Here is a 15,581-nt window from a genome sequence, read left to right as displayed (position 1 = left end):
TTACGATCTTCTTTTCCTCAATTAGATTGATGCGATTATATCATAAAGTATCGTTCTGTGTAGAAAACTGGGGATTTAGTAAATCTCTCAAAGTTATGGTGGAGGGCGCTGGAATAATGGTAAACCCACTAAAAACAAAACAAGGGGTTTAAACCCCTTGCTTAACTATATTAAAAGAGAAAAAATTACACAACACCGCCAGTTTGCGCCGCTACTTCCGCCGCAAAATCAGTTTCTTCCTTCTCGATACCTTCCCCTAAAACAAAACGAGCAAAACGACGCACTTGAATATTTTCACCAATGCTAGCCACTTGTTGAGTGATTAACTCCTCAATAGTGATGGCTTGATCTCTAATATAAGGCTGAGAAAGCAAACACATTTCCCCTAAACGTTTGTTGATTCTACCCTCAACAATTTTTTCTTTGATGTTATCAGGTTTATTCCCTAAATCATCGCGCCCCATTTCAATTTCTTTCTCTTTAGCAACTACATCCGCAGGAATATCAGAGATTTTGATATATTCCACGTTAGGACAAGCCGCAATTTGCATAGCAATATTTTTTGCTAACCCTTGGAAATCATCACGGCGCGCGACAAAATCAGTTTCGCAATTAACTTCAACAATAACGCCAATACGTCCACCAGTGTGAATATAACTTTCCACGATACCTTCGGCAGCCACTCGACCAGATTTTTTCTCGGCAGAAGTAATGCCTTTCTGACGTAACCACTCCATGGCTTTTGCCATGTCACCATCATTTTCCTTGAGGGCTTTTTTGCAGTCCATCATTCCTGCATTGGTTTTATCCCTAAGTTCTTTTACTAATTTTGCTGATATTTCTGCCATAGTGAGTTATTTTTTGTAAATATTAAATTTATCTTTAACAATAATTACACGAATTGCCACCCATGTCTTGATTTTTTTTAAGAAAAGGGCAAAGTTAGCTTGATCAAACAAGATTTTTGTTGGGTTTCGTTATCTCAACCCAACCTACAAAATAAGACCTAATTAGGTTTTGTGTATGAGAATCACAAGGTAGAATTAGCAGAATTTTGGACATACAACAAAAGTCAAAATAATTATCAATTGTCCATTGTCAATTATCCATTTTTCCCCCAAACCCTAATTAATTACTCTTCCTCGCCACCCTCATCGGTGTAGTCGTCTTCGTAGTTTTCCTCATCATCATAGGAATAATCAGCGCCCTCCTCCCCTTCATAGAACTGATCCACAGTGCCTTCAGAGATAGCCTTACCATAGCGCCCTTCATACACAGCATCAGCTAATCTGCCAATAATCAATTTAATCGAGCGAATAGCATCATCATTGGCAGGGATAGGTAAATCAACCAACTCAGGGTTACAATTGGTATCCAACATGGATACTACAGGTAAATTGAGTTTCTGACATTCTTTGATGGCATTGTGTTCCCGACGAATATCAACAATAATTACTAAATCGGGTACTCGGTTCATATCTTTAATACCACCGAGATACTTTTGTAACTTAACTAACTCACGACGTAATACAGACGCTTCTTTTTTCGGGCGACGGTCAAGGGCGCCACTTTCATCAAGGGCTTCTAACTCTTTGAGACGGTTAACTCTGGACTTAATGGTTTCCCAGTTAGTCAACATTCCCCCCAACCATCTTTGGTTAATGAAAAATGCCCCACAGCGCTCCGCTTCTTGGGCGATGATACCAGCAGCTTGACGTTTTGTTCCAACGAAAAGCACTTTTTTACCATTTTCTGCTGCTTTTTTAACGTAGGTGTAAGCCTCTTCCATTAATTGGGCAGTTTGTACCAAATCGATAATATGAACCCCATTTCTCGCAGTGTAGATGTATTGTGACATCTTGGGATTCCAGCGACGGGTTTGATGCCCAAAATGGACACCAGAATCTAATAGCTCTTTTAAGCTAACTACAGCCATGATTTTTCTCCTTAATTCGGGTTGATCCTTCACCTTAGCTCTTATAATTTCTCTCGTGGAGAAACACCCGATAGCTTAGGTGTGTGAATTTTTAAAACCTTTCTAGCTTAACTTATTACTCTTTTAAGGTCAACTTTTGAATTATGAATTATGAATTGTAATCCTCCTCTGCTTCCCTTTCTCCCCTGCTTCCCTTTCTCCTCTGCTTCCCACGACAGCACTTTTTCATCAACTCCTAGATAAAGATTTATTTCAAAAGGTCACAAAAAAATGTTATCTATAATACTATTATTTCCATAAAGCAATTATCATCACATTTTCGAGGTTAATTATTTAGATGGCAAGAAAAAAAACCAAAACAAGTACAGGTTTAAGTAATCCTAAGTCAAAAGTCAATGTTACTCTCACGGAAGAGGCGAATAATACTCTTAACGCCATTGCCAAGGGATTGGGTATGAGTAAATCAGGTTTATTTGAACAAATTTTGGTGGGAGATATTGCCATTTTTGGAAAAAATGCAGAAAAACAAGTTTCTTTGATTGATAATCCCAATGAGGAAGGAAGTTTTTTTGATGGGGTGCAAGATTTTAACGGCGATAATCTTGTGTCTTCTTCCCCTACTAATGATAATCAAGAGTATTTAACTAAAATTCAAAACTTAGAAGAAATTATTAATTCTCAACGGGATACGGTAGCAGAAAAACTCAAAATTAATCATAATTTACAAGAAGAGTTAGAAACTAAAAACATTTTAATTAAGTCTTTACAAGATGATCTACTCAAAATTGATAATGAACAAAAATCTGTAGTTGATGTCAAGGAATTTAACGATTTACATAATGAGTTATTGTCTCTTAAAAATGAATTAACAGCAAAAGAAAATCAGTTATCATCTCTCCATAATGACTTAGAAAACAATAATCAAAAATTGTCTTCTCTACAAGATAATTTTTCATCTCTAAATATTCAATTAACAGAAAAAGGAAATCAAATTAATGTCTTACAAAAAGAGTTAGAAACTCAACAAAATTTGGTTACTCAACAAGAAAATAAAATCAAAGAATTGAGTGATAACAGCGCCCTTCACCTAAATAAAGTGAATAAGTTGCAACAACAATTAATAGAAAAAGAAGAACAAATTAATGTCTTAGAAAAAGAAGTAGAAAATCAACAACAGTTGATTATTCAACGAGAAAATAAAATTAAAGAATTGAGTGATAACAGCGCCCTCCAAATAGAAAAAATAGATAATTTACAACAACAATTAAAAGAAAAAGAAAAAAAAGTTAGTCAATTAACTCAAGAAATTAATAATTTTAAAAATAATCTTGAAGAAGTTAAAAATCAAACAGCTTTAAACCAAGAAAAATTACAAAAGCAAATTAATGAATATCAATTAAAAATTAATGAGAAAGAACAAGAAAAAATAGCACTCAGTCAAAATTTAGCTAAGGAGCGGAGGGCGCTGGAAGATAATTTATTAGCAGAAAATCAACAGCAAAAGCATTTAATTAATAATCTTTATAGTCGTATTTCTGAATTAGAATTATATGCAAGTTTTGGTGAAAAAATGCTCAATAAATGGCGTAAATAATAATTACTTTCTTACTTTCTCTAAGTTCGAGATAAAATTTTCGGTGCTGTAAAGGTGTCAGGTATTAGGTATTAGGTGAAAGAATTGACAAAAAATATATCTTAATTGATTTTTTTTCGGTTCAATTTTTGCTTGAATTATATCATCGTCTGAAAATTACACCTGCAACCTGCAACCTGCTCTTATAAACAGAGAAATTTGAGACAAACTGGGGTATAATCTAGGCTTAGTCGAAAAAATATCAAAAGATTAAGCACTAATAATGATCTGGCCCTTCAAATCAAAAAGAAAGAAAAAAATCGCCCGTATTGAAATTAACGGCGCTATCGGCGCCCAAACTCGTGAGCAAGTGTTAGGGGCGCTGAAAATAGTAGAAGAAAGAAAATATCCTGCTTTATTATTGCGTATCGACTCCCCCGGCGGTACAGTGGCTGACTCCCAAGAAATTTATTCTGCCCTGAGAAAATTAGGGGAAAAAATCAAAATCATCGCTAGTTTTGGCAATATATCAGCATCAGGGGGCGTATATATCGGGGTGGGCGCTAATCATATTATGTCCAATCCCGGTACAATCACCGGTAGTGTGGGAGTAATTATTAGAGGTAACAACCTTGAAAAATTATTGGATAAAGTGGGTGTTTCCTTTCAGGTGATTAAATCAGGTCCCTATAAAGATATACTTTCATTTGATCGAAGTCTCTCTGAGGAAGAAAGAAATATATTACAACAGTTGATTGATAGCAGTTATCAGCAATTTGTAGAAACCGTTGCGGAAGGGCGCAAATTAAGCATTGAAACGGTGAAAAGTTTCGCTGACGGGCGCATTTTTAGCGGACAACAGGCATTAGAATTAGGTTTAGTAGATCGTCTCGGAAGCGAAGAAGATGCTAGGCGCTGGGCTTGTGAATTAGTAAAACTGGATGCCGACAAAACAGAGATGGAAACCATTGAGCAACCTAAGCCACTAATTAATCGTATCCTTAATGGTCGTAGTCAGGTAAAATCAGGATTAGGCTCTACTATTAGTTGGTTAGAGTTTGAAATAGCCACCAATGGACAACCCTTGTGGTTATATCGTCCTTAATGATATTATTTAGCAGTAAGCCCAAGAGGAGAAAATTAGGTAATGTGGAAAGTACGAGCAATTAGAGGAGCAACTACCGCCCGACAAAACACCATAGAAGCCATGAGAGAGGCAATTAGTGAGTTGATGATGGAAATTGAAACTCGTAATCAACTAGATTATGAGGATGTCATCAGTGTGATTTTCACGGCGACTCCTGATTTAGATGTTGCTTTCCCTGCTGCCGTTGCGCGTGAGCGCCCTCAATGGGCAAATGTACCATTATTAGATTTACAGCAGATGAAGGTTGAGGGAAGTTTAGAGCGTTGTATTCGAGTGCTAATTTATTTCAATACCACTAAACCACCCCAAGAAATTTATCACCCTTACCTCAGAAATGCTCAAAATTTACGCCCTGATTGGAGTTTAGCTCAGTTATCTAGTTGTTAAATCTAAAAGTGAGGCTAAATTTTAAAATAGGGTCTGCTGAATAAATCAAAACCCTTTTAAAACAAAGGTTTTAAGCATAATAAAACTCAGAAAAAGTGCTAAAAATAGCCTTTTTTCTCTAAAAATACTGTATTTTGTTCTTTCAAATCAAAAATTATTAATACAGATGAGTAATTTATGAAAAACAACTATTTGGCTTAACTCTTTAATTTATAAGAATTTCACCGCGACACCCGACACCTGTCACCTCCCCTCACCAAAATACTTTTTCAGCACAACCTAGTTATCAGAAATCCGAAAATTGCCACCTAATTCATTTTCTTTGCTAATATTAATCGATAATAATGGCTTAAAGTTTTTCGTGACATGATCAAGAAAATATGGCGTTGGGTTAAAGGTTCAGAAAATGTTGAGATGGCAGAGGATGATGATACCGTGGGGGGAAATAACCCAGAGAAATTCTCCTCTGCCGTTAAAGATGAAAATTTAGAATATCTGTTTCATCAACTTTTAGAAGGAGTCGCCAACGGTTGGGGTGAAAATCGCATCGAACAGTTTTTCCAAAAATTAGAACCCCGTATTACAGTGGAAGTATGGCTTGGGTGGCTACAAAAATATCGAACCAAATTGCTTAAATCTTTTGCCCCTAATTATCATTTAGCTTCAAGGATGATTATTTTGGGGGAGTTAACAGCTTCTTTGCCTTTTGTGCGCCCCATTGGTGATTTAGCGTATAAATTGGGAGAGGATATTCTCAAACGCACTGATGGTAATTTAGAAATTGAATCCAGGCAAGATACAGAAATTGGTGCGGATAACTCTGTAGAAAGTTTAGCGGATATTTTGACTTTGTTACAAAAAGATGAAAATTTTGCACGGGAAACGGCGGAAAAATTAGGTTTAGATACCACTGATGCTGGAATTATTATGGAAAAGCTCATCGAAATGAGTCAGTCAGTATCAGAGTTTGAATTGGGGGATATTAATGTGCCCGCCACCATAGCAAAAGATGATGATCATGTGGATCAAAGTTGGTTAGAGCATTGGTTTAATTTGGGCTTAGAGAAGGCTCAAAACGGTGATTTGGAGGGCGCTATTAGTTCTTGGGAGCATATCCTCAAGGTTGATGAAACTATCGCTCAAGCGTGGCATAATCGGGGGAGTGCGCTGGGTTATTTGGAACGTTATGAGGAAGCTATTGATAGTTTTGATCGGGCGCTCTCCATCGATGTTAATGACGTAGAATCATGGCATGATCGAGGTAATGCTTTATACAATCTCCACCGTTATGACGAGGCTTTGATGAGTTGGGAAAGGGTAATTGGTATTCAACCTAATTATACTCAGGCTTGGTATAGTAAAGGTTTAGTTTTAGAGCATTTAAACCGTTTTGAGGAAGCCTTAGAGATGTATCTACAGGTGAGGGCGCTTGATCCTAATTTTCCTGATTTAGATGATAAAATTAACCGCTTAAATCTTAGGCGATAAAGAAGCAATATTGGTTTTTCTAGTTGGCAATTGTCAATTTTCCCTCACTACTTCATTTTTTCAGCACAGCCTACTGACTAGGATTGCTATAGGTAAAAAAATATAGAGATAATAATGTGAGAAAATATAGTGAAAAATTATAGAGATTAAATTATGGATCGTAAAAAATTAGTAGCGGTAATAACAGGTATAATCTCCGTCTTATTGGGGGTAGTTTATTTAATCCTCGTACAATTATTAGATTCGAGGGGCGCTATGATTCCAGCGCCCGTCACCGATATATCAAAGTTACCCCTCATGTACTTATCAATGATTAGGCTTGGCTAGAAAATTTATTTTATAGGGGTAGAAAAGAAGAAAGAATGACAGAAATAAACGCTAATTATGATGAACCGTGGAAAGAAGCAATTGGAGATTATTTTGACCACTTTCTCCATTTCTTTTTTCCAGAAGTATATCATTTAATTGACTGGTCAAAAGCGCCCATCTGATACGTTTATGCAGAATAAAACGGCATATACCGTAATAAACTGCAATAGCATTTGAGTAAAATACTCAAAAGGAGGTATCCCTCAAAGCCTTAAAAAATATTTTTAAGACACTTATGTTATCTGATTTAACAGACTGCTTCACCCACGGAAGCGTTAATAGTATTACTATCCTATTTTTGTAAGGTACTTCCCCAAAAGGGGCAACCAAAATCTCCCTTTATCGTACATCAAATATTACTTTTCTGAAACCGAAATCGAATACTTTCACAAACTTTTTATTTATTTGTCCTTTTATGTCATTTTAGATCCGTTTATATAGAAAATCTAAGATTTAGTAAATCTCTTTAGATAAAGAATTACAAAAAATTACCGCCGATTCTGATGACACCAAAAGATTAGTCGATAAACTATTTAAAGTATGGTTAAAAGACAATCAAGAAGTATGGATATTAGTTCATATTGAAGTACAAAGCCAATACGATACCAGCTTTAATGAGCGAATGTTTATTTACCATTATCGCACTTTTGACTTGTACCGAAAACCCGTAATTAGTCTTGCTATACTAGGAGACGAAAGAGAGAAATGGCGCCCCTCAACTTATAACTATCAATTAGGAGGATGTACATTAAAGTTAGAGTTTCCCATTATTAAATTATTGGATTATCAAAAACAATGGGCTGAATTAGAAAAAAATTTAAACCCTTTTGCTATGATGATTATGGCACATTTAAAAACTAAAGCCATCGTCAGTAATTTAAAAGAAAGAGAACAATGGAAATGGTATTTGATCAGGAGTTTATATGATAAAGGATACAGTAAATTAGCAATAGTAAAACTGTTTAAATTTATCGATGCAATGATGACCTTACCACCATTATTACAACAAAGTTTAAATCAAAAAGTGATCACATACGAAGAGGAAAAAACAATGGCTTTAATTAGTCCTTTCGAGCTTATGGCAGAAGAAAGAGGTTTAGAAAAAGGTTTACAGCAAAGAATTGAACAAGAAAAAGAATTTATTATTCGTTTAATTCAAAAAAAATTAGGTAAGATAAATGATGATTTAAAAATGCAAATAAAAGCATTGAATGTTGATGATTTAGAAAATCTAGCAGAGAATTTATTTGAGATGAAATCTCTCGATGATTTACAACAATGGCTCACTAATTTTTGATTTTTTCTCCAAAAATCTCCTAGGGCAATTAAGTCAGTCAAATAAAAAAAAGCAATAGGCTCATCGCCAAAATCTGATAGGATATTGATGGTAAGTAGGTATGAAGGTTTGTGAATGAAAACCATAAGATTAATGCACGGCAAGTTACACCGAGTCAAGGTGACTGATGCGAACGTGGACTATGTTGGTAGTATCACCATTGATCCTGATTTATTAGATAAAGTCGGTATTCTGCCCCTAGAAGAAGTGGATATTGTTAACCTCAATAACGGTCAAAGATGGACCACCTATGCTATCCCCGGCGCCCGTGGTAGTCGAGAAATTTGCCCCAACGGTGGCGCTGCACTACTCTGTAACAAAGGGGATATTTTAATTATTTATGCCTATGAAACCCTTACCCGTGAAGCACTTTACCAAAATGGTCATCAGGCAAAAGTATTAGTCGCTGATGAGAATAATCACATTTCTCAATTTTTCCATCAAGACTTAATTTTTGATAGTGGAGAATATATTTTTACTAATGAGGATACTGCTAATTTTGACGGGCGCTGATTTATTTAAAAAATGCCTCCTATCGATTTTCTGATAAAATAGCACACATAAAAGAAGACTAGAATTAATACTATATGACCTCTACAGCAATTAAAACTAAATATGAAGCCATTATCGGCTTAGAAACTCATTGTCAACTTAACACTAATAGTAAAATTTTCTGCGGTTGTTCTACTAAATTTGATAGTCCTCCTAATACAAACGTTTGCCCTGTTTGCTTAGGTCATCCGGGCGTTTTGCCAGTGTTAAATGAAGAAGTTTTGGCTTCTGCTGTAAAACTTGGTTTGGCTTTAGATGGACAAATTGCTCGTTATAGTAAATTTGATCGCAAACAATATTTTTATCCTGATTTACCGAAGAATTACCAAATTTCTCAGTTTGATTTACCTATAGTAGAACATGGCAACTTAAAAATTGAATTAATCGATCCTAAAACCAAAGAAGTTACCCACAAAACTATCGGTATCACTCGCCTTCACATGGAAGAAGACGCTGGAAAGTTAGTTCATGCTGGAAGTGATCGCCTTTCTGGTTCAACTCATTCTTTAGTGGATTTTAATAGAACTGGTGTACCATTGTTAGAAATTGTTTCTGAGCCTGATTTGCGCACGGGGCAAGAAGCATCGGAATATGTACAGGAATTGCGCCGTTTGGTGCGCTATTTGGGCATTAGTGACGGTAATATGCAGGAAGGATCGATGCGTTGTGATGTTAATATTTCCGTGCGCCCGGTGGACCAAAAGGAATTTGGGGTAAAGGTAGAGATCAAAAATATGAACTCTTTTAGCGCTATTCAAAAAGCCATTGAATACGAAATTGAGCGTCAAATTGAAGCGGTGGAAAATGGTGAACCAATTTTTCAGGAAACAAGGTTATGGGAAGAAGGTAGTCAGCGCACGATCACCATGCGCATTAAAGAGGGATCGAGTGATTATCGTTATTTTCCTGAGCCTGATTTACCACCTTTAGAAATTACTGAGGCACAGTTAGCCCATTGGCTCAAACAGTTACCAGAGTTACCTGCTCAAAAACGTCAGCGTTATGAATCTGACTATGGCTTATCTGCTTATGATGCGCGGGTGTTAGCAGATGATCGAGATGTTGCCCTTTATTTTGAGGCGGTGGTTGATGGTGGGGCTAGTGCGAAGGGCGCTGCTAATTGGATTACTCAAGATATTGCTGCTTATCTTAATAATAATAATGAATTAAATATTACTCAGATTGCCCTTAAACCTGAGATGTTGGCGGAGTTAATTACTTTAATTGAAAATGGTACGATTAGCGGTAAAATTGCTAAGGAAATTCTCCCTCAGTTACTAACGGAAGGTGGTTCACCAAAACAAATCGTTGAAAGTAAAGGCTTGGTAAGTATTGCTGATAGTGATGAATTAATTAAAATTATTGACCAAATATTAGCAGATAATCCTGATAAATTGGCTCAATATCGTGCCGGAAAAACTAAATTACAAGGCTTTTTTGTCGGTCAAATTATGAAGGTAACGGGGGGGCGCGCTGAACCAAAATTGACCAATCAAATTCTCAATGAAAAGTTACAGGGCTAAACAGATGAAGGGAAAAAGGTAAGGGGCAAAGCAGGGCGTTTTCAAAGTCAGGTACAAAATTGATTTGTTTAGCAGGGGAAGCAGAGGAAGCAAGGGAGAAAGGGAAGATTTTTTCTATTAATTGATTTATTAGTAGTTAAAATATCTGGAATAATCTTTTTTCATCAAAAAGAATCAAAACTTATTACTTTTTACTTGTTACTTATTACTTTGTCTCAACTAAAAATTTGAGAATGAAAACACTCTGGGGGCAAAGGGGAGAAAAAATTTAGAATTTAGAATTTAGAATTTAGAAAACAATTACTTTTGCATTCTTCGTTCTTCATTCTACATTCTGCATTCCTTCAATTGTCCATTGTCAATTTGCCCTCACGATTGCACTTTGTCATCAACCCCTAATTAGTAATCTTGATAGATTCAATCAATAATTGCTTAACCTCTTGAGAATCGGCACTGGAAAGAGAAGCAATATTGAGCATTTTCGGTAATAATCCTAATCGAGTATTAAAAATAGACTCAATTTGTTGAAAACCACCAAGATTACTATAAACAGGTAAATCAGCCCTTGGTAATAAATCAATTTGACCACAAATAGTATTATTTAACTGATAATTCAGCGCGTGCCACCCCAAACACTGAGATAAAGTGCCTAACAGATTCAAACCCACTTGAGGTTCTTTAATTTTATGGTATAACTGTTCTAGGACAAAACCGGCAGTCTTCTCCACTTGGGGAAAATCAAGACGATAATCTTGGGGTTGCCCAGCACTAATTAAACGCCCCAGCGCCCAACTAGCTTTTTCTTTTTGCCCTAAATGTTGACTATTTTTTAGTATTCCTTTCAGAAAACTAAGATTGTTGGAATTACATAAACCACATTTACCCAATGAGTTCAAGAATACTAAAGAGCGAGGTTCATGGTGAAAATACTTAAAACCTTCAATAAGTTTGAGATCAAAATCAGTCCATAATAATTTACCCGGAGTGTTAATAATGGAGTCATAAAGGCGATTATCTAAACTGCCTAAGTTTTGATTAATTTTTAATTGAATCCACTGCTTAAACTTCATTTCTGAATTGTGAAGATTATTAGAAGTTTCGGGGTTAATGGAAGCGAATATTTCCCCTAAAGATTGCACCGCTACATAAGTGCGAGAGGCGTGGGAAGAATTACCCCAAAAACTCTCCATTTCCAGCCATCTCAATAAGTTATCGATAACATCGGCACGATTCGACGAAATGGAGCTTGATTTAATTAAATCACGACGGCGATCATGTAAACGGGCATTGTTAAAATTCCGTTCTAATTGATAAGCTAAATCATCCCAATCTTTTAATTTAACTGTCACATTAGGATCAACTTCTTTGCCATGTCGGGTGCGAGAAATAGTAGGAATTAAACTTTGAGGATCAATTTCACTTTTTACCGTGACAAATTGATTAACAGCGCCCTTCGCCGTGCCATGATTATCCGTGCCTACTTCCAATTTGAATTGCGCTTCGTGGTTATCATCAGCAATAAAAGTTAACAATAGTCTTTCATCGTAAGTATATTCTACCTGCAAACGGAGAGGGGCGCTGGAACGTAAACCAGAAGACAACATTTGCTGTAAAGAAACACCCCGTGACCGTTGTAAAGTCGTATTAACATTAGGTTTACTACCCATACCCACCCAAATATTAAAATTAAGATTACCGTCAGTTTCCGAAGGTAAATTAAAACCATCAAGGGTAGTTTTATAAGGATACTTCTGCCCTTGAGCCACCAACAATCGCAAACCAACCTCATCACCTTGTTTCGTTTCCAAATAAATATGAGTAGGATTCACCCTCTCAGATGAAGTTAAAGCGCCCGAAGCATATAAAGAAGCGCCCCTCGCCACCGCCAAATCAAGATCACCATCCGCCAAAAAAAGAACATTTTTACCAAAAAGAACCTGTAATCTTTCTTTAATAGGTGGAAAATAAGTCATACCACCATTGAGTAACACAGCATCCACCCTAGGCATTTCCCCCGTGGTTTGTTTTGCCTTCAATAAAACATCTAAAATAGGCACAATAAAAGTATCAAACCGATCAGTAAAAGGGGTTTGTTCAAAAGCCTTATCACCATCCATCCCCTCCAACATCTGTAAACTAAGATCAGGACAGAGTAAATCTGCTAAGATTAAACTCATCTTATCCGCACTAATATAATGACGAATCGGTAATTGATTATCCAAAAAAGTGCCTTGAAAAGCCAACTTAAAGATACTTTTATCCCTAGCAGAAAAATATTCAGCGCCCCACAACTTTTTAAACTTCTCTGCATAAAGAGGTAACTCATAGCTTAACTTATCCCGATCAGCCGAAGATAAATTAGCATTATTAATGCCATTATTTAAAATATAATCAGCAATTAACTGATCTACCTTATCACCCCCCACACGAGTGCGAGAACCAATAGCAACATCATTAATAACAAATGTGTTGCTATTACCATCCCATTGCACCTGATGCAAAGTAACATCTAAAGTACCGCCCCCCAAATCATATACCATCACATTAGTGGGGCTATTAACATCAAATGCAGGAGGAATATCGCCCCGTTGCATAGAGTAAAGAAAATCATATAAAGCCCCTTGAGGCTCAGAAAGTAACACCACCTCATCTTCCTGCCAACCAGCTAAAACCGCCGCCTTTCTAGTGGCTTCAATGGCATCTGACTCATAGGAAGCAGGATGAGTGATTACCACTCCTCCCACATTAGGATATTTGTCTAATAATTGTTGACGACAAAAACTCAACACCTGAGAGGCTGCTTTTTCAGGAGAAACTTTCCCCCATGTCAACGCATATTCAAAAGGTTTCCCTCTTTCATTGTCTCCCATATTATGCTTCCAAGCTAAAATAGTTTGGTCTCGAAAAGCATAAGCATTTTTCTTGATATGCGCCCCGATTTCTCCCTCTTCTTTCGATGTGAAGCGCACCGAGGAAGGAATCATAGTTTTTCCCACTAAACTACCATTTTCGTCTTTAACACGCATTTGTACTACCGTAGAATTCCACTCTTTTCTCATAGCGTTATAGTTAGCCAGAGATACCACAGTATTAGTTGTGCCTAAATCAATGCCCACGGGAATAGAGTGCATTACTTCCGTCAGAAACTCAACATAATTCGCACTTTCTCTCGATTTGTTGCCAATTTGATTACCAATTACTAAAGATTTTATGCCCTTAGATTTGAGATTGTTAAAAAGTTGAGCATAGTCGTTATCATTACTAACTATTGCCACTAAATTAATACCTAATTTACTATTATTAATTAACTCATCAACAGTCTGAAAAATTAAATTATCAACTTCTTGAGCAACAGTATTTAAACCGGGAGTTAATTCAAAACGATAATCAAATTTACGAAAATCACCACCATAAGCAGTTAATACTGACGGGGTATTAGAAAAAGCCCTTTTAACAACCATATTGCCATACTTTCCGCATAGCATTTCAATATTTTCTAAACGGGGTTTAATGTTATCTAAATCCAACAAAATAGCGATTTTATACATATTTTTTGCCTCTTAATTTCAATTCTTGACGGTTTATAAATTAGACACTTCCAAACATTTTTAATTGTTTACTAGGAGTTGAATATTCTTGAACTATTACAAAATTTCAGCCTTAATTTTTGATTGATCAACCTAAAATCTGCCATCGTAGTTTATGATGGAGATTCAGTAATTTCGGCAACTTTAGCAGGAGTAATAATTTCTTCTCCTACTTGCCAACCACAAGTAATACATTTAACCTTTTTAACTTCTTCTTTCGTGGTAAACTGCGACCCAGAAATATAGTTATATTTGTTATTGTCTAAATCTTCTCCTGTAATTTCTAAAATTGTCTCGGTATTAGGAGGAAAAGGTTGAATATTTAAACTAGATAAAGCCTTAAAAAAGTTTTCTAGGTTAATAAAACAAGTCAAAGTATCTTGAGGAGATAAACTTTCATTATTTTCTAGTAACTTATCAATTTTTTTGTAAAGGTTAAAGAGTTGGTCTAAAACTGGTTGTTGTTGTTCATTTTGCAATGATTTAGCCAACTGATAGAGGGCATCTTGTAGTGAATTATCTTGTAAATATTGAAGTTGTTTTTTTAACTCCTTTTTATCTTCTTCTAATCGATTAATTTCTGCTTGTAAAGTTGCCTCTGTTTCTCCTAATTCTTGTACTAAATTTTGAGCAGCTTTTTCTTTAATAGCAGTGCGAGTAATGTTAAATTCTTTTTGTAATGTGTAACCAAATTTACCAATAAACTCTGATGCACCAAATTTAATAATAGTTTGATAAGATTGACAATTAATTAAAATTTCTTTGTCATTCTCTTCTAAATAATTAGGTAATTGATAAAGAAGAAAAAAAGTTCTTTCTGGGAAACGGTTAAACGAATCAATAATATTAGCAAAGTTTTCTAACTTCATTAAATCTGGGTTCTCACTGCTAACAATATCAGAAAATAAACTAGTAAATTCCTTAATATTTTTGTCCCACAGTAATAAAAATTCTTGGGGGTTATATTCATATTTTCGAGATAAATGAAAACAAAAAATTTCCCCCTGATTGTATTCAATTTTTGGTATTTCTTCTAGTAACTTTAGCCAATTATCTTTATTACTTATTTCTAGCAAATTCTGCCAATTATTATTGTGATTCATTTCTAGCAATTTGAGACATTTACGTTGAATAGTTGCTAAATGAGCGAAATGTTCTCGATTTTCATAATTGCGCGGTATAAAATCACGCAAGTGATGCTCTAAAAATAATGTAAATTTGCTCCAAGAATTATTATTTAATTCTGAGGTAAAAATAATTTTATCTTCTTTGTTAATGATTGGCTTTGGTTTAGTAATTCTTTGAAAGACTTTGTTCTTTTTTTGTTGATTAATTTCTGGTTTTTTCATTCTTTGTTAAGTAGTTAAGAAAAGTTCCCTTTCGATAATCCTTGTTCAAAATACTTATTTAGGGATTATAAAAAGGAATAAAGGGCTAATTTCATTTTGCCTCTACTTACTTATCAGGAATAGTTTCCTAATTTATGCAAATTTTTAAAAAAATTACAAAAAAAATACGATCTAAACACAGAGGGCTAGTTCAAATTTATCTATTCTTGCCTTTTTGGAGCTCAAGCAATCATTTTATCTTGAAATGTGAGTGAAAGACCCCCGTTGAATTTCTCAACAAAAAAAATACCCACTGAAATCAACGGGGGATGTAAACGAACCAACAAAAAAATCG

At 35.4% G+C, this 15,581-nt stretch carries 12 protein-coding genes; 8 read left to right on the top strand and 4 right to left on the bottom strand.

All coding sequences use genetic code 11. The features are described 5' to 3' along the window. Window positions 1–185: 185 nt before the first annotated feature. Together tsf and rpsB are read right to left on the bottom strand one after the other, a co-directional pair. On the bottom strand, window positions 186–848 hold the full coding sequence (tsf, locus tag IGQ45_04500; GenBank protein ID MBF2056488.1) for a translation elongation factor Ts: 663 nt from the start codon (window positions 846–848) through the stop codon (window positions 186–188). Window positions 849–1,132: 284 nt separating this feature from the next. After that, window positions 1,133–1,936 (bottom strand): 30S ribosomal protein S2, encoded by an 804-nt coding sequence (gene rpsB / locus IGQ45_04495; GenBank protein MBF2056487.1) that lies wholly within the window; start codon window positions 1,934–1,936, stop codon window positions 1,133–1,135. A 337-nt stretch (window positions 1,937–2,273) separates the two neighbouring features. On the opposite strand from rpsB, the gene IGQ45_04490 reads away from it, so the two are divergent. The 8 genes from IGQ45_04490 (at window position 2,274) to gatB (ending at window position 10,311) form a co-directional block, all read left to right on the top strand. Then, on the top strand, window positions 2,274–3,530 hold the full coding sequence (locus IGQ45_04490; protein ID MBF2056486.1) for a hypothetical protein: 1,257 nt from the start codon (window positions 2,274–2,276) through the stop codon (window positions 3,528–3,530). A gap of 262 nt (window positions 3,531–3,792) precedes the next feature. Beyond that, on the top strand, window positions 3,793–4,614 hold the full coding sequence (sppA, locus tag IGQ45_04485) for a signal peptide peptidase SppA (protein ID MBF2056485.1): 822 nt from the start codon (window positions 3,793–3,795) through the stop codon (window positions 4,612–4,614). Window positions 4,615–4,656: 42 nt separating this feature from the next. Then, window positions 4,657–5,043, top strand: coding sequence for a chorismate mutase (gene aroH / locus IGQ45_04480; protein ID MBF2056484.1), 387 nt, complete (start codon window positions 4,657–4,659; stop codon window positions 5,041–5,043). A gap of 366 nt (window positions 5,044–5,409) precedes the next feature. Next, entirely contained in the window at window positions 5,410–6,531 is a 1,122-nt protein-coding gene (locus IGQ45_04475) for a tetratricopeptide repeat protein (protein MBF2056483.1), read from the top strand. 153 nt (window positions 6,532–6,684) lie between these two features. Next, window positions 6,685–6,858: a hypothetical protein gene (locus IGQ45_04470; protein MBF2056482.1), complete on the top strand. Its 174-nt coding sequence runs from the start codon at window positions 6,685–6,687 to the stop codon at window positions 6,856–6,858. Between the two features lie 502 nt (window positions 6,859–7,360). Beyond that, complete coding sequence (locus IGQ45_04465; protein MBF2056481.1) at window positions 7,361–8,197, top strand: DUF4351 domain-containing protein; 837 nt, start codon at window positions 7,361–7,363, stop codon at window positions 8,195–8,197. A 114-nt stretch (window positions 8,198–8,311) separates the two neighbouring features. After that, a complete protein-coding gene (locus IGQ45_04460) occupies window positions 8,312–8,749 on the top strand; it encodes an aspartate 1-decarboxylase (protein MBF2056480.1) in 438 nt (145 codons plus the stop codon). A gap of 74 nt (window positions 8,750–8,823) precedes the next feature. After that, window positions 8,824–10,311: an Asp-tRNA(Asn)/Glu-tRNA(Gln) amidotransferase subunit GatB gene (gatB, locus tag IGQ45_04455; GenBank protein ID MBF2056479.1), complete on the top strand. Its 1,488-nt coding sequence runs from the start codon at window positions 8,824–8,826 to the stop codon at window positions 10,309–10,311. Window positions 10,312–10,706: 395 nt separating this feature from the next. Here gatB and IGQ45_04450 read toward each other — a convergent pair whose 3' ends face one another. Both IGQ45_04450 and grpE read right to left on the bottom strand, forming a co-directional pair. Beyond that, the gene (locus IGQ45_04450) at window positions 10,707–13,859 is read right to left on the bottom strand and encodes an Hsp70 family protein (GenBank protein MBF2056478.1); all 3,153 of its coding nucleotides are present in this window, start codon (window positions 13,857–13,859) and stop codon (window positions 10,707–10,709) included. A 152-nt stretch (window positions 13,860–14,011) separates the two neighbouring features. Next, on the bottom strand, window positions 14,012–15,247 hold the full coding sequence (gene grpE / locus IGQ45_04445; GenBank protein ID MBF2056477.1) for a nucleotide exchange factor GrpE: 1,236 nt from the start codon (window positions 15,245–15,247) through the stop codon (window positions 14,012–14,014). Window positions 15,248–15,581: the final 334 nt, after the last annotated feature.

Origin of the sequence: Cyanobacterium sp. T60_A2020_053 (assembly GCA_015272165.1) — a bacterium.
Classification (GTDB): Bacteria; Cyanobacteriota; Cyanobacteriia; order Cyanobacteriales; family Cyanobacteriaceae; genus Cyanobacterium.
Note: the sequence above shows the minus strand (reverse complement) of the source record. Positions and strands in the feature narration are given on the sequence as shown.